The sequence below is a fragment of the Kosakonia pseudosacchari genome (assembly GCF_900184035.1).
Classification (GTDB): domain Bacteria; phylum Pseudomonadota; class Gammaproteobacteria; order Enterobacterales; family Enterobacteriaceae; genus Kosakonia; species Kosakonia pseudosacchari.
In genome coordinates this window covers 163,129-189,066 of record NZ_FXWP01000011.1, presented here as the reverse complement: position 1 = coordinate 189,066, position 25,938 = coordinate 163,129, and the positions used below count along the sequence as shown (strand labels likewise).

The following is a 25,938-nucleotide window of genomic DNA, read 5'->3' as shown; positions in this document are numbered from 1 at the left end:
CCGTTTCCAGGCCAGTATCATTACTTGTTCAGATCGATCCTGACGACACTATCCGGGCCGTTGGTGGAGTGATCTTTGTTAAACGCCTGCTTGACGGTGACAAACAGGGTCTGACCATCAGCAGAAAGCAGCAGGCTGTTCGGATGCGGTGGCAGATCCCAGCGCTGTTTGACGGCATAGCTGGTTGCATCGAGGCTCAGCACTTTGCCGGACTCACGCTGGGTAAGGTAGATTTCATGACGTTTGGCGTTGAATTTCACCGCCAGCGCATCGCCCGCAAGCTGTTTCACGATTTTGCCGCTATGGATATCCAGCACCAGCGTGGTTTTGGCTTTTGAATTGTCCGTCACCAGCAGGCGGCCGGTGGACTCGTCTTCAGCGATATTCAACAGCAGCGCCGGTTTGTCGCCCAGCGGTTTCCAGCGCTGCTCGATACGGTTATTGCGCGGGTTGACCACCAGAATTTCGCCGCCACCATTCGCCACGTACAAACGCTGCGTCTGCGCAGAGAAGTGCAGACCGGTCACCCATTTACCCGCGTTTTTGATACGCGCTTTTACCTTCAGGGTTTTCGCGTCAACCACCCACACCAGCGCCGGATCGGCAACGGCACCGATATATAAGTTGCCGTTATGCAGCACAATTTCACGCGCGCCGTAGGGCTGCCCTTTCTCGTTACGTTCCGGGAACAGCGTGCGCGAAAGCACTTTGCCGTTGCTGGTGTCGATGGCGCTCACGCCGCCGTCCAGCGAATTGGTGACATACACGGTTTTGCCATCCGCAGAGATAGCCATGCCAAAGTTTTTCAGATCGGTGTGGGTCGCGCCGAGGGTTTTTAGCGTTTTCGGATCCAGTTTATAGACCACCCCGCCCTGCACATCTTTAAAGCCTTCCGCGCTGGAAACATACAGCGCATCGCCCTGCGGGCTGAGCGCCATTTCATACAGGCCACTCGCCAGAGCGCGTTTCATCACGTTATCTGGTAACTGCGCTGGCGCAGTTTGTGGTGCTTGTGCCGTAGGCTGCGCACTGGTGGTGTTATGTGCGCTGCAACCGGCAAGCGCCATCGCTGCCAGCAGAGCCAGCACGGAAGTGTTCATCTTCATGGGAGATCCTTTACCGTTAATGTCATCAAAGCAGACGAGCGCCCTCGCCACGCATCAGGTGCGCGATTGTTTGTAAGGGCTGATTTGGCCCGGCGCAGCTCGTCACGGCTTTTCAGTGTTCCCTGTCAGCCTTCACGCTCACTGTTATTGCGGGGAATATCCTTGCTGCGCCCACAAACACCAAAGAGAATGAGAACTATACGCATTCTTAACTTTCAGGCAAGAATTATCGTTTCACTTCCCTGTCGGGGAAAAAGTGGCGTGTTAAAAAGTGGAAAGCGGCGGACAGCTCTACGGCGTGACAGCAGGAAATAACAGGCAGTGTCGGAATTGCAGAATTATCATTCTGCCTTACGGCCGCGTTTAAACTGCACTTTGGCAGACGTTAATCAAAGGATAAGAGACAGGAGCCATCAATGGCGAGAACCGCGGTATAAATGGCGGGTATTTCACCGCCGCTTAGTAACCGCGCAGTTTTGAACGTTGCCAGGCGCTATCGACCAGCTCAGCGGCAGCCTGCACCTGGTCGCAAAATGGCGCGCCAAAGGTTTCCATCAGCGCAGCGTGCCGGGTCAGAAATCCCATTCCCTCGTCGTTACCGGCAATGCTCTCCAGAAACCAGTCGGGCACCTCTTTTTTCAGGCACAGTTTGCACAGCGAGGCGCTAAATTGCGCACGCCGAGCGACATCGTTTATCCAGGAAGGTTACTGATTATCCATCTCAGCGGCAACGGTCGCCTCAAGCGCGCGCTGCGAACGGCGATAATACTCGCGGATTTTCGCCGAACTCCACGTTTTGCCAAAGAACAACAGCAATATTGGCACTACACACCAGAAGAGGGTCATCGCTTACTCGTTATCTGTTTTAGCCGCAGAGAGAGTACTGACAAAAGCTGACAAAAGCCTTAATCGCGATCACTGTTTGACCGGCAATATCGGCAAAGAACTGGGAACACAACGCGTTTATACCGAGCTTGTCAACGCCGCCAGCAGGCAGGTATTGATATTGATGATGTGAGCTGGCACGAATTTCTTGAACCCGAAACATTAATCCGGTGAAGTCATACTAAATTTGGGGTTGACCGCAAAGATGATAAAGATTATCTTTCGCATTACCGAATAGTTGAGCAAATCACTCAGGTATTCGGTACGACATTGCTCACATTGCTTCCAGTATTATTTGCCCGCCTGACAAGTGCGGGCTTTTTTTTACCGCCTCTCCTCACGCCGCCGCAGATATGACTGTGGTTTTGCTTAGGGAGCAATAATCTCCCGTTATTTATCGGCTTACTTAATTGAAATCAAACCGTCACAAACTCGCCTTAATCTAAGATTATTCTTATAACGGGGTGCTGTTTGAATCATGGATATACCACTCTCTTCGCGACAGCTTAGTGCTGGTATCTTGCGCCTTGCCGTTCCGCACGTGACACCGGATGCCAATAACGTGCAGGTGATGTCGCTGTTCAACGAACATACATCATTGATTGGCCTGCCAGTACTGGAGAATAACCGGCCTATTGGCATGATTAACCGACATATTTTCTTGTCGCAGATGAGCCGCCCCTTTTTCCATGAGCTATATGACCAGAAAAGCTGCATCGCGTTTATGGATAAAAACCCGCTGATTGTCGACGCCGATTCCGGTCTTGAATATCTCTCCGAGCGGGTGATCGAAACCGGCGACAAAGCTGTTACCGAAGGGTTTATCCTCACCCAGCAGGGGCAATACATCGGTATTGGCCTGGGGATTGATCTCATCCGCACCGTCTCGGATTTACAGGCCAGGCAACATCTGCAAATTATGCAAAGCCTGGAATACGCACGCATCATTCAGGAATCGATGCTGAGCCGCTCGCGCAACACCATCGAAAAAACGCTCGACGACTGGTGCCTGCACTGGCACCCGCGCGACTGCGTTGGCGGCGATATCTACGCTTTTCAGCGCGTGGAAAATGGCTGGTTGATGGTGCTGGCGGACTGCACCGGGCACGGCGTTCCCGGTGCGTTTATGACTTTTATTTTCTCCTCGGCGCTGGAAAAAGCGCTCAGCCTCGCGCCGGCGAACGCGCCGGAGAAACTGCTAAGCCTGATTAACCAACATATCAAACAGACGCTCAGCCAGGTGCATCCTTCTGCCGATCGCAGCCAGTCCAACGATGGGTGTGACGCCATTATTCTGTTTGTCGATACGCAAAATGAGCAGGTCAGTTGGGCAAGCGCCCGCATGCACGCGTTTGTACTGCGCCAGGAAGCGGACAGCGCAACCACGCTTGAAAGCTGCCGTAAAGGGGTGGGTTACACCGACACGCCGGTAGATTACCAGTGGCAGCGCTACCAGGCGCCATTGCGCCGTGGCGACACGTTCTTAATTGTTTCTGATGGCGCGACCGACCAGCCAGGCGGCCCGCGCAATGTCATGTTTGGCAAAAAACGTATTCAGTCACTGTTAGCGCAAAACCGCACGCTATCGATGCCTGCGCTTTCCGACGCCCTGCTCGCGGCGCTGAAAGCCTGGCAGGGGCAGCAAGCGTCGCGCGATGACATGACGTGGTTTGGTTTTCGCTGGTGAACAACATGCAAATAAACGACCTGCAGGTCAAAGAAGCTGTTCTGTTACCCCTTTTTACGTTGCAACGGCAAAACGCCGTTGAGCTTTTTTATACGGGCTATTTTTCCCAGCAGCATATTGTTTCGCTGGGTGAAGTCATTCGCACATGGCTGGATAAACACGAATCCTCAGCGGTAACGCGCAGGAAATTGTTCTCAGCTTTTATCGAGATGGGGCAAAACATTGTGCGCTACTCCTCAGACGATCGGTATTTATCGACTGAACAGCACGAGCTGCGCTTCGGTTCGGTCTGCTTTCATATGGATCAAACCCACTACTACCTCGAAACCGCAAACCTGGTGGGGCCGGAAGCGTCCACGTTATTGCAGACAAATCTCGATATCCTGCGCGGCATGTCGCAGGCGGAGATCCGCGACGCCTGGAAACAGGGGCTGCGCAGTGAAGCCCCGGCGACCAGTAAAGGCGCGAACATTGGTTTGTTGACCATGGCGCGGGATACCAGCCTGCCGCTGGAATATCGCATTCACCCTCTGGCGGCGAGTTCTCTGTCCGCCTTTCACTTAAAGGCAACCTTCTGCCATGACTGATATGACACTGACGCCGGCTATTGAATTACCCGCCACCGCCGCGACACCGGAGGTGAAATTTGATTTTGCAGCCCAACGCCTGGTGCTGAAAGGCGAAGCTTACCCGGAGAATGCCGCCGCGTTTTTCCGCCCGTTGATGGATGCGCTGGAAGGCTGGTTACAGAGTGGCCAGCAGACGGACGCGCCGCTCCAGTTGCATGTGGCGCTGAGCTACTTCAACAGCTCCAGCACCAAACTGTTATTTACGCTCTTCGAAAGCCTGAATGATTACGCCAGAGGCGGCGCGGCGTGTGAGCTGCACTGGTACTATGACGCGGAAGACGATATCTCTGAGGAGTTTGGTCAGGAGCTGCGCATCGATTTCCCGTCGCTGACCGTTTTTCTTATCCCGGACATTCATGCATGCTAGATATCAATGAGCTATTCAAGGAGGACTATTCCGTCCTCGAAGATGCTCGTCTGGCCGCTGCCGACGACAGGCTGACGGCGGACGCCTGCCGCGAAAAGTTGTGGGCGGTGGCGAAAAACTACCAGCGCCTGATCCGTGAATCATATCGTCTGATTTCGCGCAGTGACCGCGCCGAGCGCGAACTCAATCGTATGAATGAGCAGTTGCAACAGCTGGCGGCACGCCTTGAATATGAGGCGACGCACGACCCGCTGACCGCCGTGTTTAACCGCAGCGCGATCATCAATCACATAAACCAGGGGCTGACAACCGGGCACGTGGCGCTGATCCTGCTCGATATTGATCATTTCAAACGCATTAACGATGAATATGGTCACCCGATGGGCGACCGCGTGATTTGCGCGCTGGTGGCGCGTATTCGCCGCGCCGTGCCGCCAGGGGCGGCGATCGGTCGCGTCGGCGGCGAAGAGTTCACCATTGTGCTGCCAAAAGCGCGTGTCGAAGAGGCGATGATCACCGCCAGTTATATTCACTCATCGCTAAACGCCTCGCCGCTGGAGGTGCTTCCTCAACAACGGGTGACCGCCAGTTTTGGCGTTAGCCTGGGGCATAAAGGCAGCGATTTTGAGACGCTGTATAGCACGGCCGATGCGGCGCTGTATCAGGCCAAAAAGCGCGGGCGTAACCAGGTGGCGCTGCATGAGGATTTTTTTCGACCGCAAGTAAAAATGGGGCTTTCACCAGGAAATGTTCAGCATTGAGGGGTAAGCGTAGTGCGAAGCACCGATTTCCTGCGGAACCTCAGGGATTAAAAAGGGGCGCGGCAAGCCCCTTTTTCACGTTCACATGTGGGGATGTTCAGATGCCTGCCGAACGTCTGGTGAACGGAACAATTCCCTAATCCCAAACCATCCAACCATCCCACTACCTGAACACGCCTCAGCCTTTTACCGGCTGGATTGCAAAAACTTCCTCACCCTGTCCGAATCCGGGTTGGTGAAAAATTTCTCCGGCGGGGCTTTCTCGATCAATAGCCCCTTTTCCAGAAACACCACTTCATCGGACACCTGGCGGGCAAAATCCATCTCGTGCGTCACCACCACCATGGTGTAGCCCTCCGCAGCCAGATCTTTCATTACCCCCAGCACTTCATTAACCAGTTCCGGGTCCAGCGCTGAAGTCGGTTCATCAAACAGGATCACCTCCGGCGACATCGCCAGCGAACGGGCAATCGCCACGCGCTGCTTCTGCCCGCCGGAAAGCGTAATCGGGTAGACATCGGCTTTGTGGTTCATGCCGACCTTTTCCAGTTGCCGGTGGGCAATTTCATTCGCCTGCTCACGCTTCATCCCTTTTACGTGCACCAGCGCTTCGCTGACGTTGTGCAACACGGATAAATGCGGCCACAGGTTAAAACTCTGGAACACCATGCCAACCCGTTCACGGATGTGCGAGAGATCTTTATGCGACATCGCTTTACCGGTTTTTTCATCCACACCGATGCGCTGCCCGCTGATGCGCACTTCACCGCGATCCGGCTGCTCCAGCCAGTTCATACAGCGCAGCAGCGTCGATTTCCCCGAACCGGACGAACCTAAGATGCTGACCACCGTGCCCTTTTTTACTGTCAGATTGATATCGCGCAGCACTTCCACGTTATCAAACTGTTTGGACAAGTTTTTTATACTTACCGCGCTTGCTTCAGGCATGGGTCATTCCTCTTTTCGCTCCGTAATGGCTCAACCGCTTAATCAGCAACTCCAGCAGAATGCTGATGCCCCAGTACAGCGCAATGGCGACAATAAAGGCATTAAACGGAATAAAGTACGTGGACTGCACACTGTTCGCGGCGGCAGTGATCTCCTGCACAGTAATAATGCACAGAAACGCCGTGTCCTTCAGGCAAATAATCAGCTGATTGCCCATTAAGGGCAGCGCGGAAGAGACAATATTCGGCAAAATAATACGCAGGAAAATTTTATAACGGGAAAATCCTTGCGATACGGCAGCTTCGATATAGCCGGATGAAAATATTCTGCGCTGGCTGCGTAATATTTCGAAAAAATAGGCACCGTGATAAATCACCAGCGCTAATAATCCTGCTGTCCAGGCATCCATGCTGATACCTAACTGCGGCAAACCGTAATAAAGCAGATACGCCAGAATCAAAAACGGAATCGCGCGCATCAGGCTGACAAAGGCAATTATCACCCGGTTAACCACCCGATTTTGATATTCCATCACATAGCAAAAAACCACGCCAATAAATAACCCGACCACGGCGGCAATAATAAATAACTCCAGTGTTGCCAGCAGCCCGTTGAAAAAACTCTCACGCGCGGCCCAAATAATTCCCCACTGATTCATAAATCCTCCGCCTTTTATCGCGCCAGGCGCTTCGCTTTGCGTTCAGCTACGCCCTGCAACTTCAGCAGCAGGCCGATAATAATCACGTATAACAGCGCCGCGGCGAGGATCGGCGACAGCGGTTCATAGGTCACTGATGAGATCCGGTTGGTGACGCGCGTTAAATCCACTACGCCAATCACCGCGATCGCCGGGCTGCCTTTGATCAAAAACGACATCTCGTTAACCAGTGCCGGCAGGCTTTCGATCCACATTTGCGGCAGCATAATATGGCGGAAATAGGTCCAGCGCCGCATCCCTACGGATTCCGCCGCTTCCCGCTGTTCACGGGGGAAATTACGAAACGCGTTACGCCAGATTTCCGCATTAAACGCCGAGGTGTTCAGCGTCAGGGCGACTATCGCCGCCAGTGTTTTATCCAGATTAATGCCAAGCGTCGGCAGGGATAAAAACAGAAACAACACCAGCGTCACCAGCGGCGTAGCTCGCGCCAGGCTGATGTAAACCACCAGAAACTGGTCAATAAACGGGATCTTCATCATGCGGACAAAGGCGATAACCAGGCCGATGACCACCCCGAACGCAATCGCCACGCCTGAGATCCAGAGGGTCGTCCATGCGCCTTCAATCAATAACTGCCATGAGATTAAGTCCATGTTCCCTCCTGTTAAAACGGGCGGCGGTTGCCCGCCGCAGGTGACTTACAAACCGGCTAACTTGTGGAACTGATCGGCGCTGGTAATCGGCTCTTTCGGCAGTTCATAGGTTTCGCCAAACCACTTTTTCTGCAGCTCAGTAAGCTTGCCGGTTTCCGTCATATGATTCATAAAACCGGTCATAAATTTCAGCAGTTCCGGTGAGTTTTTCGGGATTGGCCATGCCATGTAACCCGGACCTGAAACCGCCAGCCCTTTGGCAAAGACCTTCGGTTTGGCTTTCACCAGATCGTTGACGGAAATCACCACGTTAATCACGTAATCCACGCGCTTATTCGCCAGATCGGCATAGGCTTCCGGGTAGGATTGGTACTCCACCACCGGGCCAAGTTTCCCGCCCACTTTCTCCAGCATGGCTTTCAGTTCCGGCAAACGCGCCAGCAGTGCGCTGCCCGCCTGTACGCCCACTTTTTTACCGCTGAGATCGGCAATGGTATTTAAGGTTTTATCGTCGGCGCGTTTGACAAAATAGTGCTGCGCGGAGGCCCACGGCGGGGTGAAATTAAAGACATTGAGACGTTCATCGGTAATTACCGCACCGGTGAGCGCCATATCATATTGGCCGGTGGAGACCGCAGCGAGTAATCCCGTCCACGGTAAGATACTTTGGTTAATATTGAATTTTGCGTATTTGCGTAATTCCTCAAGCATGTCCTTATTAAAACCATCCGTCTGGCCATTATTCATAAAGTTGAATGGCGCGTAATCATCCTCGGTCGCCACTTTCATGGTGCCAGATTTTTCAATTTCGGGTAAATCCGCTGCGACTGCGTGTAAGGAAAATGCCAAAGAGATCATGGCTGCAAGACAATATTTGCCGAATACGTTTTTCATCTCTCCACCCTTATTTAATGTGCCAGACCGGTATATACCAGGTGTGCCGGAAGCGTTGCAAGATATATGCCGAAACACGACATCGTGTGTTTTTCGTGACTGCGTTTTTACAATAGGGAGGCTTGCGCTTTTGTGAATAGAGCCAGTTCTGGCGAATGAGTGTGTCAGTTAACAGGAAGCTGGTATGGAATTTGCTCCACCGCATAACGCGATATATCCGAAGGAGCGCAGCATGATTCGTCACCTGTTGAATGTGAATTTTGACGGCCAGCGTGGGTTGCAGGAGCAAGTCCGCGAATGTTTGATCAACGCCATTCTGAGTGGGATTTTCCCGGCAGATACCGCGCTGCCCTCCTGCCGTCAACTCGCCAGCCAGCTTAACGTTTCACGCAATACCACCGCGCTGGTGTTTGAAGGCCTGGTCAACGAAGGTTACCTGGTGAGCCGCCCGCGCAGCGGTTACTACCTGCACCCGGATTACTACCGCTGTGGGCAAAACCCGATGCCACCTGCACCTGAATGCGAGAGCGCTGCACCACTCTGGGGCAACCGCCTGAAAATCACCCCCAGCCAGCAAGAATCAATCCTTAAACCGGCAGGCTGGATGCACTACCGCTACCCGTTTATTTACGGGCAACCTTACACGCAGCAGTTCCCGCTGGCCAACTGGCGGGCGGCGGCAAACTGGCTGCATGGCGGCGTGCGCGATCCGGCATGGGTGATTGATCATATTGACCAGGATGTGCCGATGCTGATTGAGCAGATCCGCACCCGCGTGCTGCCGAAGCGCGGCATCGTTGCCGCACCGGATGAGATCCTGATTACGCTCGGCTCGCAAAACGCGCTCTATCTGCTGACACGCTTGCTGATGTCGCCCGCGACGCGCGTGGCGGTGGAGAACCCGGGTTTTCGCGAAGCCATTAACACCTTTTTATTAAGCGAGCCGCAGATTGTGCCGCACGCTGTGGACAGCGAAGGGCTGGTGCTTAACGAAACCCCTTGCGACTACTACTATGTGACGCCGGGCCACCAGGTGCCGACCGGCGTGACGATGAGCAAAGCGCGGCGCGCGCAGTTGCTCGATTACGCCACTCGCCACGATGCAGTAGTGATAGAGGACGATTACGACTCGGAAAGCAACTTTATGCAAAACCCGCTGCCCGCGCTGAAAGCCAGCGACCGCAGCGGGCGCGTGATTTATGTCAGCAGCTTGTCCAAAGCGCTGTCGCCGGGATTACGGCTGGGGTATATGGTTGCCGCACCGGAAATCATTGACGAAGCGCGGGCGCTGCGCCGCCTGGTGTACCGTCATCCGCCAACCAATATTCAATATCAGATGGCACATTTTCTGGCGCAGGGGCATTACGAAACTCATTTGCGCCGCTACCATGAAGATTCCGCCCGCCGCTGGGATTGCCTGCACAACGCGCTGAACACGTTTCTGCCGGAGTGTCAGTTGATGCCGGGTAGCGAACATGCCAACGCCTTCTGGCTGCGTACGCCAGAGCAGATCAACACCCAGCAGCTGACCTGGCGCGCCGCCCACGCAGGCGTGTTGATTGAGCCAGGCGCGCGGCATTTTCTTGATACCGCGCCGCCGGATAACTTCTTTCGCATGGGTTTTCACGCGATCAACCCGGATGCCATTGCACCTGGCGTGGAGGTGTTGCGCGGCCAGCTGGCACAGCTGTGTTGATATTTTGAGCGGTTGTTGCCGCCTCGCAGGAAGGAATGAGTAATCGCTTCCATAATGAAGCAAACCCTTTTATCGCGAGAACACTATGCCCCTGCCGGATTTTCATGTTTCTGAACCGTTTACGCTCGGCATTGAACTGGAGTTACAGGTGGTTAACCCGCCGGGTTACGATTTGAGCCAGGACTCTTCACGCCTGATTGAAGCGGTAAAACACCAGATAAGTGCCGGTGAGGTCAAACATGACATCACCGAAAGCATGCTGGAGATTGCCACCGGCGTGTGCCGGGATATCAACCAGGCGGCACATCAGTTTTCCGCCATGCAGCATGTGATTTTACAGGCGGCATCCGATCACCATGTGCAGATATGCGGCGGCGGCACTCACCCTTTTCAGAAGTGGCAACGCCAGGAGATCTGCAATGATGAGCGTTACAGCCGCACACTGGAGACGTTTGGCTATCTGATGCAACAGGCCACGGTGTTTGGTCAGCATGTGCATGTTGGCTGCACCAACGGCGACGACGCGATCTATTTGCTGCATGGTCTTTCCCGTTTTGTGCCGCACTTTATTGCGCTCAGCGCCGCCTCGCCCTATATCCAGGGCACCGATACCCGCTACGCCTCGTCGCGTCTGAACATTTTCTCTTCATTCCCTGACAATGGCCCGATGCCGTGGGTGGCGAACTGGCAGGAATTTGAAGGGCTGTTTCGCCGCCTGAGCTATACCTCGATGATTGAAAGCATCAAGGATTTGCACTGGGACATTCGCCCCAGCCCGCATTTTGGCACCGTTGAAGTGCGGGTCATGGATACGCCGCTGACCCTGTCGCACGCCATAAATGTCGCCGGGTTTATTCAGGCGCTGTCGCACTGGCTGCTGGCCGAGCGGCCATTTAAACACCAGCCGCAGGATTATTTATTGTATAAATTCAACCGCTTTCAGGCTTGCCGCTACGGGCTGGACGGCTTGATTACCGATGTGCATACCGGCGAGCAGTACACTATCGCGGATGATCTCACCCGCCTGCTGGAGAAGCTCGCACCGTCGGCAGATAAACTGAATGCGGGTAGCGCTCTGGATGAACTGGCAAATGTGGTGAAACGCGGGAAAAGCGAAGCACAGATGATGCGTGAATTTATTGCCGATGGTGGCTCATTAATTGGGCTCATGCAAAAACATGCGGAGATTTGGGCGGCGGGATAAGGCGTTAAATTTTTAGTTATTATTCTTAATCACAACGTAAATAACCTGCGAATCAGCAGGTTATTTTTTTCTTATTGCCTAAAAATAATAACTACTAAGTGGTAGATGAAATCAACAGAATTGATAAATATCAACAAGCCCTGCGTTAGAAATAAAGACCCCGCCCCCTACTCCGATAACGAATTAAAGCAAACGAGACAAAGAGGCAATTTGTATGAGATGGATTTACCGTTTATCAATGAAATTTAAATTATTATTGGCTTTACTGCCTTTATTGTTTGCCCTCATCTGGTTAGCAACCAGCGGCATCCTGGCACGCGTGGAGACAGGCCAGCAGATGCGCACCATCATGTCATTAACGGATCTGGCAAAAAATGCCGGTAGCGTGATTCATGAATTACAAAAAGAGCGCGGCATGAGTGCAGGATATATCGGCAGTAAAGGTCAGCAATTTAACGCTGAATTAACTGCACAATATATTCTCTCTGATAAAGCCCTGAGTCAATTAGCCGAGGCGTTAAACGCATTTCCACTCCAGCGGGCGAATAATGATATTCGTCATGCACTCGATCAATTCCACCAGCACCAACAAGGCATAACGGATTTTCGCCAACAAATTCATGCTCTCAACGTCAGTGGCACAGAGTCGCTGACCTGGTACAGCACTATTATTAGCGATCTACTCAATGTGGTGGGTGGTATTAGTCAGCTGACGGATAACGGCGAAATTGTCAATCAACTGGCGGCTTATTACAGCGTGCTGAATGCCAAAGAACAAACCGGCGTTGAACGTGCGCTGATGTCCAATGTGTTTTCCGCCGACCGGTTTACCGACGGGCAGTTCCGTCAGTTGAACGAAGTGGTAGGTAAGCAGCTTTCCTGGCTGGCGGCGACACGCGCGTTCAGCACTGCCGCCGTCAATGAACGGCTGACGGCGCAACTGCAAACCCCGGAGGTAACGCGCGCGCTTGAGATGCGCCAGCGAGCGATTGACCATGTGGCGACCGGCGGTTTTGGCGTCGCGCCGACAGACTGGTTTAACGCCCAGACTGCACGCATCAATACGCTGAAATCCGTAGAAGATGCGGCGGCTAATACCCTGTTGCAAACGGCAAAAGGTCTGGCGGATAACGCCTGGCGTGATGTGATAGTTTTTGCGGTGATAAGCGTCGCGGCCCTGGTGATCGCGCTGTTCTTCGCCCTGCTGGTCGCCAGCAGTATCCATCGCCAGTTGCATCATTCACTGGCAACCATTGAAGGTATGGACGGCGATCTCACCCAGCGGCTGGATGTGCCGGGCAGCGATGAGTTGTCGTTGCTGAACCGCGCTTACAATCAGGCCATTGAGAATATTCAGCATATTGTGAGCGAGATAAAACACGGCGCGGACGTGCTGCGCGGCGCCAGTTCCGAGATTGCCAGCGGTAACCAGGATCTGGCATCACGTACGGATGAACAGGCCGCCTCACTGGTGGAAACCGCAGCCAGCATGGAGCAGATCGCCACGGCGGTTAACCAGACGGCGGATAACGCCAATGAAGCCAAGCGGCTGACGCAAGAGATGGAACAACAGGTGCAGGAAGCAAGCCGGGTGGCGGGCGAAGCCAGCCAGAGCATGATTGCCATTCGCGGCTCCAGCGAGCAGATTTCGAATATCGTCAGTTCAATCGACGAAATTTCGTTCCAGACCAACCTGCTGGCGCTGAATGCGGCAGTAGAAGCCGCGCGCGCCGGTGAGCTGGGCAAAGGTTTCGCCGTGGTGGCGAGCGAAGTGCGTAATCTTTCACAGCGCTGTGCCAATGACGCGCACCAAATCCGCGAGCTGGTGAGCAAAAACATGGAGCAGATCCAGCAAGGCGTCACGCTGGTGCAGGCTTCCGACCGCGCGCTGCAATCGGCAAAAGCCCATACCGGGCAGATGTTGGCGTTTGTCAGTGACATTGCCCGCGCAGCGAGCGAGCAGTCGCTGGGCGTGTCGCAGGTTCATGAAGCGTTGAATCAACTGGAGCAGGTAACCCAGCAAAATGCCGGGCTGGTCGCCAGTGCGGCGACCGCCAGTCATATGCTGGATCAGCAATCGGAAACCATGTCGACACTGGTCGACCGCTTCGTGGTCGCGTAAATGCTGGTCGGGGAACGTTGCACAGCGCGCAGCTTTCCCCGACAATGCGGCTTTTCACCATCGATTGACGCTTATGAAACACTCGCTCGAACCGCTGCTTACGCTGGCAGGCATTCTGCTGATGGCTTTTCTCTCCGTCCTGCTGCTTCCCGCCCCTGCTCTTGGGTTGCAACTGGCGCAAAACCTGGTGCAGCGCTTCCACCTGCTGGATTTGACGCAGCTTTATATCATCCTTTATTGCCTGTGGTTTTTGTTGCTCGGCACGGTGGAGTTTTTTGTTGTGCGCTTTATCTGGAAGCGCTGGCTCGCCGCCTGAAAACGTAATGTCCCTTCCCCGCGCGTGTACGGTGGGGAACACACCCCGCCTTTTCCCGTCGATAACTATTCAAAAGTCATTCTAATTTTTTGAACACTACGCGCAAATAGTTCAGCTTTTCCTTTCCCCATCACCAGCCTATTATTCATTTCATCAGGGCAAAACAGCCCATTACAAACGGAACTGGCCCGCAGGTTGGCCGTAAAATTAATCAAAACTTTCGTTGCAGGCCAGGTTAACCATGAACCCATTACAGAAACTTTTTAGCGCTTTGTTTCCACAGTCCGCGGGTAACAACGTAGCGGATGTGCAGCCAACTTCAGGAGTAACTATGTCAGACAATTTTCTCGCTTTAGCAAAACAACGTCGCACCATTTACGCCCTGGGTAAAGATCTACCGGTGTCGGAAGATGTCGTCATTGAAACCATCAAAGAAGCGATTCGCCAGGCACCTTCGGCGTTTAACTCACAAAGTTCCCGTGCGCTGATCCTGTTAGGGAAAGAACACGTGCAGTTCTGGGAGCTGACTCGCGAGCAACTGAGAAAAATCGTGCCGGAAGAGAGTTTTAAAGCCACTTCCGACAAGCTGGACGGCTTTGCCGCAGCGGCGGGTTCTGTGCTGTTCTTTGAAGATCAGGATGTGGTGAAAGGCTTGCAGGAGCAGTTTGCGGCTTACGCCGATAACTTCCCGGTATGGTCTGAACACAGCACCGGTATTGCACAGTACGCCGTGTGGCTGGCGCTGACCGAGAAAGGCATCGGCGCGAACCTGCAACACTATAACCCGCTGGTTGACGCCGATGTACAGCGCACCTGGGGTATTCCGGAAAACTGGAAACTGCGCGGCCATATGAACTTCGGTTCGATCGTGGCGCAAGCTGGCGATAAAGCCTTTATGGATGACGCTAAACGCTTTGTGGTTGCCCGTTAATCGACACAATTATCGCTGCGCGCAGTAAGCTGACAGCCATAAAAAAGCCGCCTTCAGTGAAGGCGGCTTTTTATTACATACAGCAGGCAAAAATTATTGCTGGCTTTCGCGCTCAGCAATGAAACCCAGTGCTTTATTGATACGGGCGATACTGCGCGCCTGGCCAATCGCGTGAACGGTAACATCCAGCGCCGGAGACTGACCCGCGCCGGTTACGGCAACGCGCAGCGGCATACCGACTTTGCCCATACCCACTTCCAGCTCATCGGCTGTCGCCTGAATCGCGTGATGAACGTTTTCCGCCGTCCAGTCGGTGATGGCAGACAGCTTGTCACGCACCACTTCCAGCGGCTGACGCGCAACCGGACGCAGGTGTTTTTTCGCCGCATCTGCATCGAATTCATCAAACTCTTCATAGAAATAACGGCAGCTTGCCGCCATCTCTTTCAGCGTTTTGCAGCGCTCGCCGAGCAGTTTCACCAGCTCAAACAGCTGCGGGCCGGTATGGGTGTCGATGTTTTCCTGCTCAATGTGCCACTGCAGGTGCGTCGCCACATACTCGGGATCCAGCGTATTGATGTAGTGATGGTTCAACCACAGCAGCTTGTCGGTGTTGAACGCGCTCGCCGATTTGCTTACCGCGCCGAGTGAGAACAGTTTAATCATCTCTTCGCGGGAGAAAATCTCCTGATCGCCGCTCGACCAGCCCAGACGCACCAGATAGTTAAGCAGCGCTTCCGGCAGGTAACCATCGTCGCGATACTGCATGACGCTGACCGCGCCATGACGTTTGGAGAGTTTTTTACCGTCGTCGCCGTTAATCATCGACACGTGCGCATAAACCGGAACCGGCGCGTTCAATGCTTTCAGGATGTTGATCTGACGCGGCGTGTTATTGATATGGTCTTCACCACGGATAACGTGGGTGATTTTCATATCCCAGTCATCAACCACAACGCAGAAGTTATAGGTTGGAGAACCATCAGTACGGCGAATGATCAGATCGTCGAGTTCGAGGTTGCTGAACTCAATCGGGCCACGAATCTGATCGTCAAAAATAACAGACCCCTCCTGCGGGTTGGCAAAACGCACGACGCACGGTTCATCATCACCATGGTGCGAGTGATCGTGGCGGCAGCGGCCGTCGTAACGCGGTTTTTCATTGTTCGCCATCTGCGTTTCGCGCAGCTGCTCAAGGCGTTCTTTCGAGCAGTAGCATTTGTAGGCGGTGCCCGCTTCCAGCATTTCATCGATCACCGCGTTGTAGCGGTCAAAGCGTTTGGTCTGGAAGTACGGACCTTCATCCCACTCCAGGTTCAGCCAGTTCATGCCATCCATGATGGCTTCAATTGCTTCCGGAGTGGAGCGCTCGAGATCGGTGTCTTCAATACGCAGCACAAACTCACCGCCGTGATTACGTGCAAATAGCCAGGAGTAAAGAGCAGTGCGCGCGCCGCCAACGTGCAGATAGCCGGTGGGGCTTGGCGCGAAGCGAGTTTTGATTTTCATGAAATGGCCTTACGTTTATAAAGATGCCGACCGTCGGCAATAGCTAAAATGAAAGTGGGCGATATTCTATCACTGTGGGCTGATTCCTCAATGTTGTTGCCGCAATGAGGGGGTTATCAGGCTATTTTGTTTAGAAATCATGCTCTCGCGACGCTTTACGCAGCGGTTTGTCTAATTTTACGACGAACGAACAATTTCTTTTGAAAATGCGTTGACTCATTTTCAACTCTCCCTATAATGCGACTCCACACAGCGGGGGTGATTAGCTCAGCTGGGAGAGCACCTCCCTTACAAGGAGGGGGTCGGCGGTTCGATCCCGTCATCACCCACCACGATTTTTGTGGCTTCCGCAGTGTAGATAAGAATGAGAAGTGGGTGATTAGCTCAGCTGGGAGAGCACCTCCCTTACAAGGAGGGGGTCGGCGGTTCGATCCCGTCATCACCCACCACTTTCTCGCCAGCGAATTCTTATCAGTTGAAGTACCGAAGTGGGTGATTAGCTCAGCTGGGAGAGCACCTCCCTTACAAGGAGGGGGTCGGCGGTTCGATCCCGTCATCACCCACCACTTCGGGTCGTTAGCTCAGTTGGTAGAGCAGTTGACTTTTAATCAATTGGTCGCAGGTTCGAATCCTGCACGACCCACCAATGTAAAAAAGCGCCCTAAAGGCGCTTTTTTGCTATCTGCCCTATTTAAAGATTCGAACCTGCAGCAGGTTCGAGTCGAACGCAGTGAGACAACGGAGCCGCTTGCGGCGACGGCCCGAAGGGCGAGCAACGCGAGTCATCCTGCACGACCCACCAATGTAAAAAAGCGCCCTAAAGGCGCTTTTTTGCTATCTGCGATTTACCATTTGCCTGCCCCATTCCAGCCGTCAGTTGAAATCCATTGATTGCCGACTCGCGCGATTCCCGTTATGCCATCTGTAAATCGATGAATATTTTCCCGCTGCATAATTTTTCTTAAGTCGACATATAAACGCTTAAATTCCTCTCAGGCCAGGCATTAAACCCACCCTGACAGCAATAGAAAAACGAATAAATCACCATTATTTTCAATGGGTAAACATAGTAACGTTTATCCATAATTTATCCTTAATGTCCCGATATGATGCCTGCCGAACGGCCATTCGATGATCACAATTCAAGAAATAGATGATGACGGCCGATAACCATGTTTTATGGCAAAAAGGAGTGTGCAATGACCACAATTTCGACAACAACAGCGTCAATTCAAACGGGTAGCGCGGGAAGTTCTTCATCCGCCAGCAACGATATCGCTTCGCAAATCAGCCGCATTACGCAAAAGATCACCAAACTGACCCAGCAGCTGAAAGAAGTCGCTAACGGTAGCGGTTCGACTGAAGATAAAAAGAAACAGCAAGAGATGATTCAGCAGCAAATCCAGCAACTGCAAGCGCAGTTGGCACAACTGCAGCGCAAGCAGGCTGAGGAAGCAGAGCAGAAACAAACCCAGCAGCAAGCGAAAGCGGAAGGTGTTAACAAGCCTTCCGACGATCATCAGATTGATGTTTATATCTGAGTAAATAACGGATCGTCCTCACGGGCCTGGTTCAAACACCGGGCCTGTTCTCTGACCACTTCCCATAATGCCTGCGCCGCCCCCGAGAGCGATCTGTTTTTTCGCCGCACCAGCATAATTTTGCGCTGCATATCCGGCACCAGCCTTTTTACCGCCAGCTCGCTTCCCTGCGGCAGCGGCAAGGCGAGTGCGGGCAGAATACTGATGCCAATTCCCGCTTCGACCATCGGAAACAGCGTTGCCGGATGGCCAATCTCCTGCACGATTGTCGCGCGTACGGCAAAATGGCGCAGCGCTGCATCAATAAGCGGCCGGCTACCAGACGCGTAGTCCTGCACCACTAATTGCGCCCCATCCAACGCCGACCAGGGAACAACGTCAAGCTGCGCCCACGGATGATCGTTGCGGCACAGCAAAAAGAACGGCTCTTCAAGGATCTCTTCGCTCTGAAAATCGTTCACCGGGCCTGGATCGATAACAATGCCAAAATCCACCTCGCCCTGCCGAATGCTCTCCAGCACCCATTGCTGCGGCCTGTCGTGCAACACAAAGTCAATTTCCGGATAGCGCTGGTTGCTACTGGCGATGCACTGCGGGATCAGGTGCGCCGAAATGGTCTGGCTCGCCGCCACGCGCACCGTGCCAGTCAGTTGCTGCCCAACACGCCCGGCTTCACGCAGTGTGCTGCTAAGCTCATCCAAGAGTCGTTCGAGGCGCCCGGCCAGTTGATGCCCGGCTTCGGTCAGCACCACTTCGCGGGTGGTACGGTCGAGTAAGCGCACACCGGTTTGCAGCTCCAGCTCTTTCACGCTGTGGCTTACCGCCGACTGGCTGAGGCCGATTATCTCCCCTGCCCGGCTAAAACTTTTGGCCTGCGCCACCGTGACGAAGACGCGTAACTGACGTAAGGAATAATTCATCTTATAAATTCATGAATGGATGCAATAAATCAATTTTATTTCTCAAAGCGGAGAAAGCACAATAGCGACACCGACTTTCAGGAGTGCACATGAAACTTTTCCGTATCCTTGATCCTTTTACGCTCACACTGGTGTGTACCGTTCTGCTGGCCTCTTTCTTCCCGGCACGCGGCGGCTTTGTTCCGTTTTTCGAGGGGCTGACCACCGCCGCCATTGCGCTGCTGTTTTTTATGCATGGGGCGAAGCTGTCGCGCGAGGCGATCATCGCTGGCGGTAGCCACTGGCGTTTACACCTTTGGGTAATGTGTAGCACGTTTGTGCTTTTCCCGGCGCTCGGCGTGCTGTTTGTCTGGTGGTCGCCGGTGAATGTCAGCCAGGAGCTGTATACCGGTTTTCTGTATTTGTGCATTCTGCCTGCGACCGTTCAATCGGCGATTGCCTTTACCTCGCTGGCGGGCGGTAATGTCGCGGCGGCGGTTTGCTCGGCATCGGCCTCCAGCTTACTCGGCATCTTCCTGTCGCCGCTGCTGGTCGGCCTGCTGATGGATCTGCACGGCGCTGAAGGCAGCCTTGAGCAAGTGGGTAAGATCATGCTGCAACTGCTGTTGCCGTTTGTGCTTGGTCATCTTTCTCGCCCGTGGACCGGCGCTTTTGTGGCGAAACATAAGAAGTGGATTTCAAAAACCGATCAGACGTCGATTCTGCTGGTGGTTTACTCCGCCTTTAGCGAAGCGGTGGTGAACGGTATCTGGCATAAAGTAGGCATCGGCTCACTGCTGTTTATTGTCGTGGCGAGCCTGGTGTTGCTGGCGATTGTCATCGTGGTGAACGTGGTGGTGGCGCGTAAGTGCGGGTTCAACAAAGCCGATGAAATCACCATTGTTTTCTGCGGTTCGAAAAAGAGCCTCGCCAACGGTATTCCTATGGCCAACATCCTGTTCCCGACGTCGGTGATCGGAATGATGGTGCTGCCGTTGATGATCTTCCATCAGATTCAGTTGATGGTCTGCGCCGTGCTGGCGCGCCGTTATAAACGTCAAACGGAGCAACAGCAGGCGCAGGAAGCGGCGAAAGCCTAACCGCGCTTCAGGGGCTGCACCAGATGGCTCAGCCCTTCCGTTTTGATAAGTAACGTTATCTGCATCAACTCACCCAGCCGCCCGGCGGGAAACGAATCCTTCCGGGCAAACCACAGCAGATATTCTTCGGGGAGATCGATAAGCCGCCGCCCCTGATATTTACCAAATGGCATGACGGTATTGGCAATCTCGACGAGCTGCTCCTTTTCCATTTACGCTCCCAGCAGGCGGATCATCTCGGCTTCGTCGATAACCTCGATACCGAGTTCCTGCGCCTTCGCAAGCTTAGATCCCGCCGCTTCTCCGGCAATCACCAGATCCGTTTTCTTCGACACGCTGCCGGCAACTTTTGCGCCTAACGCTGTTAAACGTGCTTTGGCGTCATCGCGCGAAAGCTGGCTCAGGCTACCGGTCAACACGATCGTTTTCCCGGCAAACGGGCTGTCGATCTCTTCGGCTTTGACAATAACCGGCGCAGGCCAGTGAATGCCAACATCCTCGACCAACTGGCGGATAACCTCGCGGTTGCTCTCTTCATTGAAGAAATTGTCCACGTGCTTCGCCACGACAACCCCAACGTCAGGCACTTTTTGCAGCTCCTCAACAGATGCTGCCATCAGCGCCTCCAGCGTACCAAAGTAAGCAGCCAGACCGGCGGCCGTGGCTTCGCCAACCTCGCGAATACCGAGCGCGTAGAGGAAACGGGCAAAGGTCGTCTCTTTGGCTTTCTCCAGCGCATTGACCACGTTTTGCGCCGATTTGGGCCCCATACGATCAAGGCCAGTCAGCTTACCGGCCGTAAGACGGAACAGATCGGCCGGCGTGTGGACGTACTCTTTTTCAACCAGTTGGTCGATGATCTTGTCGCCCATACCGTCGACATCCATCGCGCGACGGGAGACAAAATGCTTCAGTGACTCTTTACGCTGCGCACCGCAGATTAACCCGCCGGTACAGCGGGCAACGGCTTCACCTTCAACACGCTCAACATCGGAACCACACACCGGGCAGTGCGTCGGGAAAAGTACTTCACGGGTGTCTTGCGGACGCTCGGAAAGCACCACATTGACCACCTGTGGGATCACATCCCCGGCGCGGCGAATCACTACTTTGTCGCCAATACGCAGACCCAGACGGTCAATTTCATCGGCGTTGTGCAGCGTTGCATTACTGACCAGCACCCCGGCAATGTGTACCGGCTCAAGCCTGGCGACAGGCGTAATCGCCCCGGTGCGCCCGACCTGGAACTCAACATCACGCACAAAGGTCATCTGCTCCTGCGCCGGGAATTTGAAGGCGACGGCCCAGCGTGGCGCACGGGCGACAAAGCCAAGCTGTTCCTGCAAATCGAGCGAGTCGACTTTAATCACCACGCCGTCAATATCAAAACCAAGCGTTGGGCGATCGGCCTCAATCTGATGGTAGAAGGTCAGCACCTCTTCCGGCGTGCTGCACAGACGTATGCGATCACTTACCGGCAGCCCCCAGGCTTTGAACTGCTGCAAGCAACCCAGATGGCTGCGCGGCAATTCGCCGCCTTCGAGAATGCCGATGCCATAGCAGAAAAAGGTCAGCGGGCGTTTGGCGGTGATACGCGGATCGAGCTGGCGCAATGAGCCTGCGGCCGCGTTGCGCGGGTTGGCAAAGACTTTCGCCCCGGTACGACGCGCATCTTCGTTGATTTTTTCAAAGCCCGATTGCGGCAAAAACACTTCACCACGCACTTCAAGACGGGCGGGAATATTGTCACCGTGCAGCTTGAGCGGGATAGCGCGGATAGTGCGCACGTTGGTGGTGATATCCTCGCCGGTTGTGCCATCGCCGCGCGTTGCCGCACGCATCAGCACACCGTTTTCGTAGAGAATACTGACCGCCAGACCATCGAGCTTTAGCTCGCAACAGTAGGTGAGCGCGTCGGTGCTTTTCAGCCTGTCCTGCACCCGTTTGTTGAAAGCAAGGAAACTCTCTTCGTCAAACACGTTGTCCAGCGACAGCATCGGCACTTCATGACGTATCTGGCTAAAAGCGGTAAGCGGCGCTGCACCAACTCGCTGCGTCGGCGAATCCGGTGTCACTAAATCAGGGCGCTGCGCTTCCAGTTCACGCAGTTCACGCATCAGACGATCGTACTCGGCGTCCGGGATCTCCGGCGCATCCATAACGTGGTACAGATATTCATGATGGCGAAGGCTGGTTCGCAGTTCTGTCAGTTGTTGTTCAATTGAGTCCATATCGCACCATCAATGATAAAAAACCCCCGACTGGCGGGGGTTCTGGAAGGAAATAATGTTGGTGGTTCCGTTACGCGTTGGCGTCTTTGACCTCGCGAATACGATCCTGGTATTCACGTAATTTCTGCGGCGTCATCATCCGACGCTGATCGTCCAACACCACGCCGCCGACTTCGTCGGCAATATGCTGTGCGGATTGCAGCATCAGTTTAAAGTTTTGCAACTCATCGCCATAGGAAGGCACCTGCATAAAGATAGTGACACCAGGCGTTGCCATCTCGCTCATCGTATCGACATCAAACGTGCCGGGGTTCACCATATTTGCCAGGCTGAAAAGCGCCGGGCCACTGCCGTCCGGGCTAAGATGACGATGGAAGATGCTCATATCGCCGAATTTGAACCCGGCCTGCAAAATGCTGTTCAGCAGCACTTCGCCATTCAACGTGCTGCCATGGTGCGCAGCAACGTTCATGATAATCACGGTTTCTTTGCGCTGCGGTTTTTCTACCGGTGCTTCGACAACCGGTTCAGGTTCCGGCTGAGGCGCGGGTTCCTGAATCTGCGATTGCGGCTGATACTGCGGCGCGGGCTGCTGAGGCGCCATTGGCTGCTGTGGCGCGGCAGGCTGTTGCGGCGCTTGACGCACCGGCTGGGATTCAACGACAGGTGCCTGCGCAGGGCGCTCGGGCTGCTGCTGAGAATAAGGCTGCTGCAGGTGGTGCGGTGGCTCTGCAGGTTGAGCAGGCGGTGCCGATGGGCGTGGCTGTGCCGACGCATAAGGCGGCTGATATTGGTGCTGACGGGGCGCATCCTGTTCGTTACTGGCTCCTGGCGCGTGGTTCACTTTGTGAACACGCACTTCACCTACGCCTTCGTCTTCTTCGACATCCTCGTCGTCCAACTCGTCGTCGTCACGTCTCGACTTCATGCGTTTTAATGGGCGATCCCGGAACATGGATGAACGTTCTTTGCGACTGGTCCAAAACCCATGAACCAGCAAAGCAATTATGGCGATCGCGCCAACAATGATTAATATCAGACGCAAATCCTGCATCATTATATTCTCTGTTGTTCTAACACCTTGCCACCACGGCAAACATTTACTCACTAAGAGTATTTGCCCATTACGTCAAGTGCAAGTGCGCGCGTGTCTTTCACAGCATAAAGATGAACGAAATTGTGCTTTTTGCTGTTTTTTCGAACATTTCCGAACGGGTTTCCCCCGTATGATGAATATTATAAGCTGCAATTTTAGGTCGTTATAAAAGGAGTATGGCCAGATTATGGTTTCCTCATCCCCGTCTGTTGCTCGCAGCGGCATGTTTTACTTTTCCCAGGGCTGGAAACTGGTCACGCTGCCAGGCATTCGACGCTTTGTGATCTTGCCGTTAATGGTGAATATTTTGCTGATGGGCGGCGCGTTCTGGTGGCTATTTACCCGGCTCGATAGTTGGATCCCATCGCTGATGAGCCATGTGCCAGAGTGGCTGCAATGGCTTAGCTATTTATTATGGCCAATCGCCGTTATCTCAATTCTGTTGGTATTCGGTTACTTCTTCTCAACCCTTGCGAACTGGATTGCCGCTCCCTTTAATGGCTTGCTGGCAGAACAACTGGAAGCGCGCCTTACCGGTGCGACACCGCCCGACGTCGGCGTTTTTGGACTGCTCAAAGATGTACCGCGTATCATGAAGCGCGAATGGCAAAAACTGGCCTGGTATCTGCCCCGCGCCTTGCTGTTGCTGATACTTTATTTTATTCCCGGTATCGGGCAAACCGTCGCCCCGGTGCTGTGGTTCCTGTTCAGTGCGTGGATGCTGGCGATCCAGTATTGCGACTATCCCTTTGATAACCATAAGGTGCCGTTTAAAGCGATGCGCATTTCCTTGCGTGAACGCAAGGTTATTAATATGCAATTTGGTGCGCTCACCAGCCTGTTTACGATGATTCCGGTGTTGAACCTTGTTGTGATGCCCGTAGCGGTGTGTGGCGCAACGGCAATGTGGGTCGATTGCTACCGGGCAAAACACGCAGCATGGCGATAAGGATTTATTCCGTTTCTTATTCCATACTGATTAGCATTATTTCGCCTCAGCATATAGATATGCGATTTCCTTACTTCCCCATCAACAGTAAGTGCGTATGCTGAGGTGGTTCCCAAATTCATACAGTTAAGGACGGGCTATGAGTAAGATTTTTGAAGACAACTCGTTGACAATTGGTCATACGCCGCTGGTTCGACTGAACCGCATCGGTAACGGCCGCATTCTGGCGAAGGTCGAATCACGTAACCCAAGCTTCAGCGTAAAATGCCGTATCGGTGCCAATATGATTTGGGATGCCGAAAAACGCGGTGTGCTGAAACCGGGCGTAGAACTGGTTGAACCAACCAGTGGCAACACGGGGATCGCGCTGGCTTATGTCGCGGCTGCACGCGGCTACAAACTGACGCTGACCATGCCGGAAACGATGAGTATCGAACGCCGTAAACTGCTGAAGGCATTAGGCGCGAACCTTGTGCTGACAGAAGGCGCAAAAGGCATGAAGGGCGCAATCCAGAAAGCGGAAGAAATTGTCGCCAGCGATCCGGCGAAATTCCTGCTGTTGCAGCAATTCAGTAACCCGGCTAACCCGGAAATTCATGAAAAAACCACCGGCCCGGAAATCTGGGAAGACACCGATGGCCAGGTTGATGTGTTTATCTCCGGTGTGGGCACAGGCGGTACGCTGACTGGCGTCAGCCGTTATATCAAAAATACCAAAGGCAAAACTGACCTGATCACCGTCGCAGTCGAGCCAACTGATTCTCCGGTTATTTCCCAGGCGCTTGCAGGCGAAGAGCTGAAACCTGGCCCGCACAAAATTCAGGGCATCGGCGCGGGCTTTATTCCCGGCAACCTGGATTTGAAACTGATCGATAAAGTTGTCAAAATCACCAACGAAGAAGCTATCAGTACCGCGCGTCGTCTGATGGAAGAAGAAGGTATTCTGGCGGGTATCTCTTCGGGTGCTGCCGTTGCGGCGGCGCTGAAATTGCAAGAAGACGAAACCTTTACCAATAAGAATATCGTGGTGATTCTGCCTTCTTCTGGCGAGCGTTATTTGAGCACTGCGTTGTTTGCCGATCTGTTTACTGAAAAAGAATTGCAACAGTGATGCCAGATTGTTAAATCAGCTCAAAAAAGCACCCATCGCGGTGCTTTTTTGTGGCATATATCAAATTTTTGTCCTACCTGGCATTGCCTGAAACCTCCTGGTCTGGTATTTAACCATCACATTTATTTTGATGCGCGAAATTAATCGAAGGCAAGATTTCACCAAGCTGAATCGATTTTATGATTTGGTTCAATTCTGCCTTTCGCTGCATAATGTTTAATGACGAGCGAAACGTCAGCAGCCAGAAGCGCCAGCGTTTGGTTGCGCCAGGCAGGCTTCTGTAGTTTGTCCCGTTGCGCCGGCGCTAACAATACAGGCTAAAGTCATGCCGCCAGGCTAGACTTTAGTTCCACAACACTAAACCTATAAGTTGGGGAAATACAATGTTCCAGCAAGAAGTTACCATTACCGCTCCGAACGGTCTGCATACCCGCCCTGCTGCTCAGTTTGTTAAAGAAGCAAAAGGCTTCTCTTCTGAAATCACTGTGACTTCTAACGGCAAAAGCGCTAGCGCGAAAAGCCTGTTCAAACTGCAAACTCTGGGCCTGACTCAAGGTACTGTTGTGACGTTGACCGCTGAAGGCGAAGACGAGCAAAAAGCGGTTGAGCATCTGGTTAAACTGATGGCAGAACTTGAGTAAG

The 25,938-nt window shown here is 53.5% G+C and carries 26 protein-coding genes, 4 tRNA genes and 1 other RNA gene; 19 read left to right on the top strand and 12 right to left on the bottom strand.

Features of this window, described 5'->3' with window-relative positions; all coding sequences use genetic code 11:
* Positions 1–20 precede the first annotated feature (20 nt).
* From BN2591_RS09470 to BN2591_RS24720, 3 genes are all read right to left on the bottom strand, one after another.
* Positions 21–1,106: a YncE family protein gene (locus BN2591_RS09470; protein WP_086870921.1), complete on the bottom strand. Its 1,086-nt coding sequence runs from the start codon at positions 1,104–1,106 to the stop codon at positions 21–23.
* A gap of 459 nt (positions 1,107–1,565) precedes the next feature.
* Complete coding sequence (locus BN2591_RS24725) at positions 1,566–1,736, bottom strand: hypothetical protein (RefSeq protein ID WP_244172995.1); 171 nt, start codon at positions 1,734–1,736, stop codon at positions 1,566–1,568.
* Positions 1,737–1,811: 75 nt separating this feature from the next.
* A complete protein-coding gene (locus BN2591_RS24720) occupies positions 1,812–1,952 on the bottom strand; it encodes a hypothetical protein (protein WP_244172994.1) in 141 nt (46 codons plus the stop codon).
* A 517-nt stretch (positions 1,953–2,469) separates the two neighbouring features.
* Between BN2591_RS24720 and BN2591_RS09455 the strand changes: the two genes are divergently transcribed.
* The 4 genes from BN2591_RS09455 to BN2591_RS09440 are packed head-to-tail and all read left to right on the top strand — an operon-like array spanning position 2,470 to position 5,435.
* On the top strand, positions 2,470–3,678 hold the full coding sequence (locus tag BN2591_RS09455; RefSeq protein WP_086870918.1) for a SpoIIE family protein phosphatase: 1,209 nt from the start codon (positions 2,470–2,472) through the stop codon (positions 3,676–3,678).
* Positions 3,679–3,683: 5 nt separating this feature from the next.
* Entirely contained in the window at positions 3,684–4,265 is a 582-nt protein-coding gene (locus BN2591_RS09450; protein WP_244172993.1) for a SiaB family protein kinase, read from the top strand.
* Complete coding sequence (locus tag BN2591_RS09445) at positions 4,258–4,674, top strand: DUF1987 domain-containing protein (RefSeq protein WP_086870914.1); 417 nt, start codon at positions 4,258–4,260, stop codon at positions 4,672–4,674. The genes BN2591_RS09450 and BN2591_RS09445 overlap by 8 nt, the downstream gene beginning before the upstream one ends.
* Positions 4,668–5,435, top strand: coding sequence for a GGDEF domain-containing protein (locus BN2591_RS09440; protein WP_086870912.1), 768 nt, complete (start codon positions 4,668–4,670; stop codon positions 5,433–5,435). The genes BN2591_RS09445 and BN2591_RS09440 overlap by 7 nt, the downstream gene beginning before the upstream one ends.
* 186 nt (positions 5,436–5,621) lie before the next feature.
* Here BN2591_RS09440 and BN2591_RS09435 read toward each other — a convergent pair whose 3' ends face one another.
* Genes BN2591_RS09435 through BN2591_RS09420 form a run of 4 tightly spaced genes read right to left on the bottom strand, consistent with a single transcriptional unit; the run spans position 5,622 to position 8,591 of the window.
* Positions 5,622–6,383 carry an amino acid ABC transporter ATP-binding protein gene (locus BN2591_RS09435; RefSeq protein ID WP_017458705.1) on the bottom strand — a complete coding sequence of 254 codons (762 nt, stop codon included), beginning with the start codon at positions 6,381–6,383 and terminating at the stop codon, positions 5,622–5,624.
* Positions 6,376–7,041, bottom strand: coding sequence for an amino acid ABC transporter permease (locus tag BN2591_RS09430; RefSeq protein ID WP_086870910.1), 666 nt, complete (start codon positions 7,039–7,041; stop codon positions 6,376–6,378). The genes BN2591_RS09435 and BN2591_RS09430 overlap by 8 nt, the downstream gene beginning before the upstream one ends.
* Before the next feature lie 14 nt (positions 7,042–7,055).
* Positions 7,056–7,697 carry an amino acid ABC transporter permease gene (locus BN2591_RS09425; protein WP_017458707.1) on the bottom strand — a complete coding sequence of 214 codons (642 nt, stop codon included), beginning with the start codon at positions 7,695–7,697 and terminating at the stop codon, positions 7,056–7,058.
* A gap of 45 nt (positions 7,698–7,742) precedes the next feature.
* Complete coding sequence (locus BN2591_RS09420) at positions 7,743–8,591, bottom strand: transporter substrate-binding domain-containing protein (protein WP_020454636.1); 849 nt, start codon at positions 8,589–8,591, stop codon at positions 7,743–7,745.
* Positions 8,592–8,823: 232 nt separating this feature from the next.
* Between BN2591_RS09420 and pdxR the strand changes: the two genes are divergently transcribed.
* The 5 genes from pdxR (at position 8,824) to BN2591_RS09395 (ending at position 14,860) form a co-directional block, all read left to right on the top strand.
* Positions 8,824–10,287: a MocR-like pyridoxine biosynthesis transcription factor PdxR gene (gene pdxR / locus BN2591_RS09415; RefSeq protein WP_086871067.1), complete on the top strand. Its 1,464-nt coding sequence runs from the start codon at positions 8,824–8,826 to the stop codon at positions 10,285–10,287.
* An 85-nt stretch (positions 10,288–10,372) separates the two neighbouring features.
* Entirely contained in the window at positions 10,373–11,491 is a 1,119-nt protein-coding gene (locus BN2591_RS09410; protein WP_086870907.1) for a YbdK family carboxylate-amine ligase, read from the top strand.
* Positions 11,492–11,705: 214 nt separating this feature from the next.
* A complete protein-coding gene (locus BN2591_RS09405) occupies positions 11,706–13,613 on the top strand; it encodes a methyl-accepting chemotaxis protein (protein ID WP_208616138.1) in 1,908 nt (635 codons plus the stop codon).
* A gap of 73 nt (positions 13,614–13,686) precedes the next feature.
* The gene (locus BN2591_RS09400) at positions 13,687–13,929 is read left to right on the top strand and encodes a DUF1158 family protein (protein ID WP_086870905.1); all 243 of its coding nucleotides are present in this window, start codon (positions 13,687–13,689) and stop codon (positions 13,927–13,929) included.
* 331 nt (positions 13,930–14,260) lie between these two features.
* A complete protein-coding gene (locus tag BN2591_RS09395) occupies positions 14,261–14,860 on the top strand; it encodes a nitroreductase family protein (RefSeq protein WP_086870903.1) in 600 nt (199 codons plus the stop codon).
* A 93-nt stretch (positions 14,861–14,953) separates the two neighbouring features.
* Here BN2591_RS09395 and gltX read toward each other — a convergent pair whose 3' ends face one another.
* Positions 14,954–16,369: a glutamate--tRNA ligase gene (gltX, locus tag BN2591_RS09390; protein WP_086870901.1), complete on the bottom strand. Its 1,416-nt coding sequence runs from the start codon at positions 16,367–16,369 to the stop codon at positions 14,954–14,956.
* Positions 16,370–16,625: 256 nt separating this feature from the next.
* Between gltX and BN2591_RS09385 the strand changes: the two genes are divergently transcribed.
* From BN2591_RS09385 to BN2591_RS09360, 6 genes are all read left to right on the top strand, one after another.
* Positions 16,626–16,701: transfer RNA gene (locus BN2591_RS09385), tRNA-Val, on the top strand.
* Between the two features lie 41 nt (positions 16,702–16,742).
* Positions 16,743–16,818, top strand: a tRNA-Val gene (locus tag BN2591_RS09380).
* Positions 16,819–16,859: 41 nt separating this feature from the next.
* Positions 16,860–16,935 (top strand) — tRNA-Val (locus BN2591_RS09375).
* A gap of 4 nt (positions 16,936–16,939) precedes the next feature.
* Positions 16,940–17,015, top strand: a tRNA-Lys gene (locus tag BN2591_RS09370).
* 33 nt (positions 17,016–17,048) lie between these two features.
* A non-coding RNA gene (locus BN2591_RS09365) (RtT sRNA) lies at positions 17,049–17,171 on the top strand.
* Between the two features lie 397 nt (positions 17,172–17,568).
* Positions 17,569–17,910 (top strand): FlxA-like family protein, encoded by a 342-nt coding sequence (locus BN2591_RS09360; RefSeq protein ID WP_065370409.1) that lies wholly within the window; start codon positions 17,569–17,571, stop codon positions 17,908–17,910.
* On the opposite strand, the gene BN2591_RS09355 is transcribed toward BN2591_RS09360, so the two are convergent.
* A complete protein-coding gene (locus BN2591_RS09355; protein WP_086870899.1) occupies positions 17,901–18,830 on the bottom strand; it encodes a LysR family transcriptional regulator in 930 nt (309 codons plus the stop codon). The genes BN2591_RS09360 and BN2591_RS09355 overlap by 10 nt on opposite strands.
* A gap of 89 nt (positions 18,831–18,919) precedes the next feature.
* Between BN2591_RS09355 and BN2591_RS09350 the strand changes: the two genes are divergently transcribed.
* The gene (locus BN2591_RS09350) at positions 18,920–19,909 is read left to right on the top strand and encodes a bile acid:sodium symporter family protein (RefSeq protein WP_020454645.1); all 990 of its coding nucleotides are present in this window, start codon (positions 18,920–18,922) and stop codon (positions 19,907–19,909) included.
* Here the strand turns inward: BN2591_RS09350 and BN2591_RS09345 are convergent.
* The 3 genes from BN2591_RS09345 to zipA all read right to left on the bottom strand — a co-directional run bounded on the left by BN2591_RS09345 (position 19,906) and on the right by zipA (position 23,197).
* Positions 19,906–20,121: a DUF3820 family protein gene (locus BN2591_RS09345; RefSeq protein ID WP_065370407.1), complete on the bottom strand. Its 216-nt coding sequence runs from the start codon at positions 20,119–20,121 to the stop codon at positions 19,906–19,908. The two genes, BN2591_RS09350 and BN2591_RS09345, sit on opposite strands and share 4 nt — an antisense overlap.
* Complete coding sequence (gene ligA / locus BN2591_RS09340) at positions 20,122–22,140, bottom strand: NAD-dependent DNA ligase LigA (RefSeq protein WP_086870897.1); 2,019 nt, start codon at positions 22,138–22,140, stop codon at positions 20,122–20,124.
* Positions 22,141–22,210: 70 nt separating this feature from the next.
* Positions 22,211–23,197, bottom strand: coding sequence for a cell division protein ZipA (zipA, locus tag BN2591_RS09335; protein ID WP_086870895.1), 987 nt, complete (start codon positions 23,195–23,197; stop codon positions 22,211–22,213).
* A 226-nt stretch (positions 23,198–23,423) separates the two neighbouring features.
* On the opposite strand from zipA, the gene cysZ reads away from it, so the two are divergent.
* The 3 genes from cysZ (at position 23,424) to ptsH (ending at position 25,937) form a co-directional block, all read left to right on the top strand.
* A complete protein-coding gene (gene cysZ, locus BN2591_RS09330) occupies positions 23,424–24,185 on the top strand; it encodes a sulfate transporter CysZ (RefSeq protein ID WP_086870893.1) in 762 nt (253 codons plus the stop codon).
* Positions 24,186–24,324: 139 nt separating this feature from the next.
* Positions 24,325–25,296, top strand: a complete 972-nt coding sequence (gene cysK / locus BN2591_RS09325) for a cysteine synthase A (RefSeq protein ID WP_086870892.1) — start codon at positions 24,325–24,327, stop codon at positions 25,294–25,296.
* 383 nt (positions 25,297–25,679) lie between these two features.
* Positions 25,680–25,937 carry a phosphocarrier protein Hpr gene (gene ptsH, locus BN2591_RS09320; protein WP_007370907.1) on the top strand — a complete coding sequence of 86 codons (258 nt, stop codon included), beginning with the start codon at positions 25,680–25,682 and terminating at the stop codon, positions 25,935–25,937.
* Position 25,938: the final 1 nt, after the last annotated feature.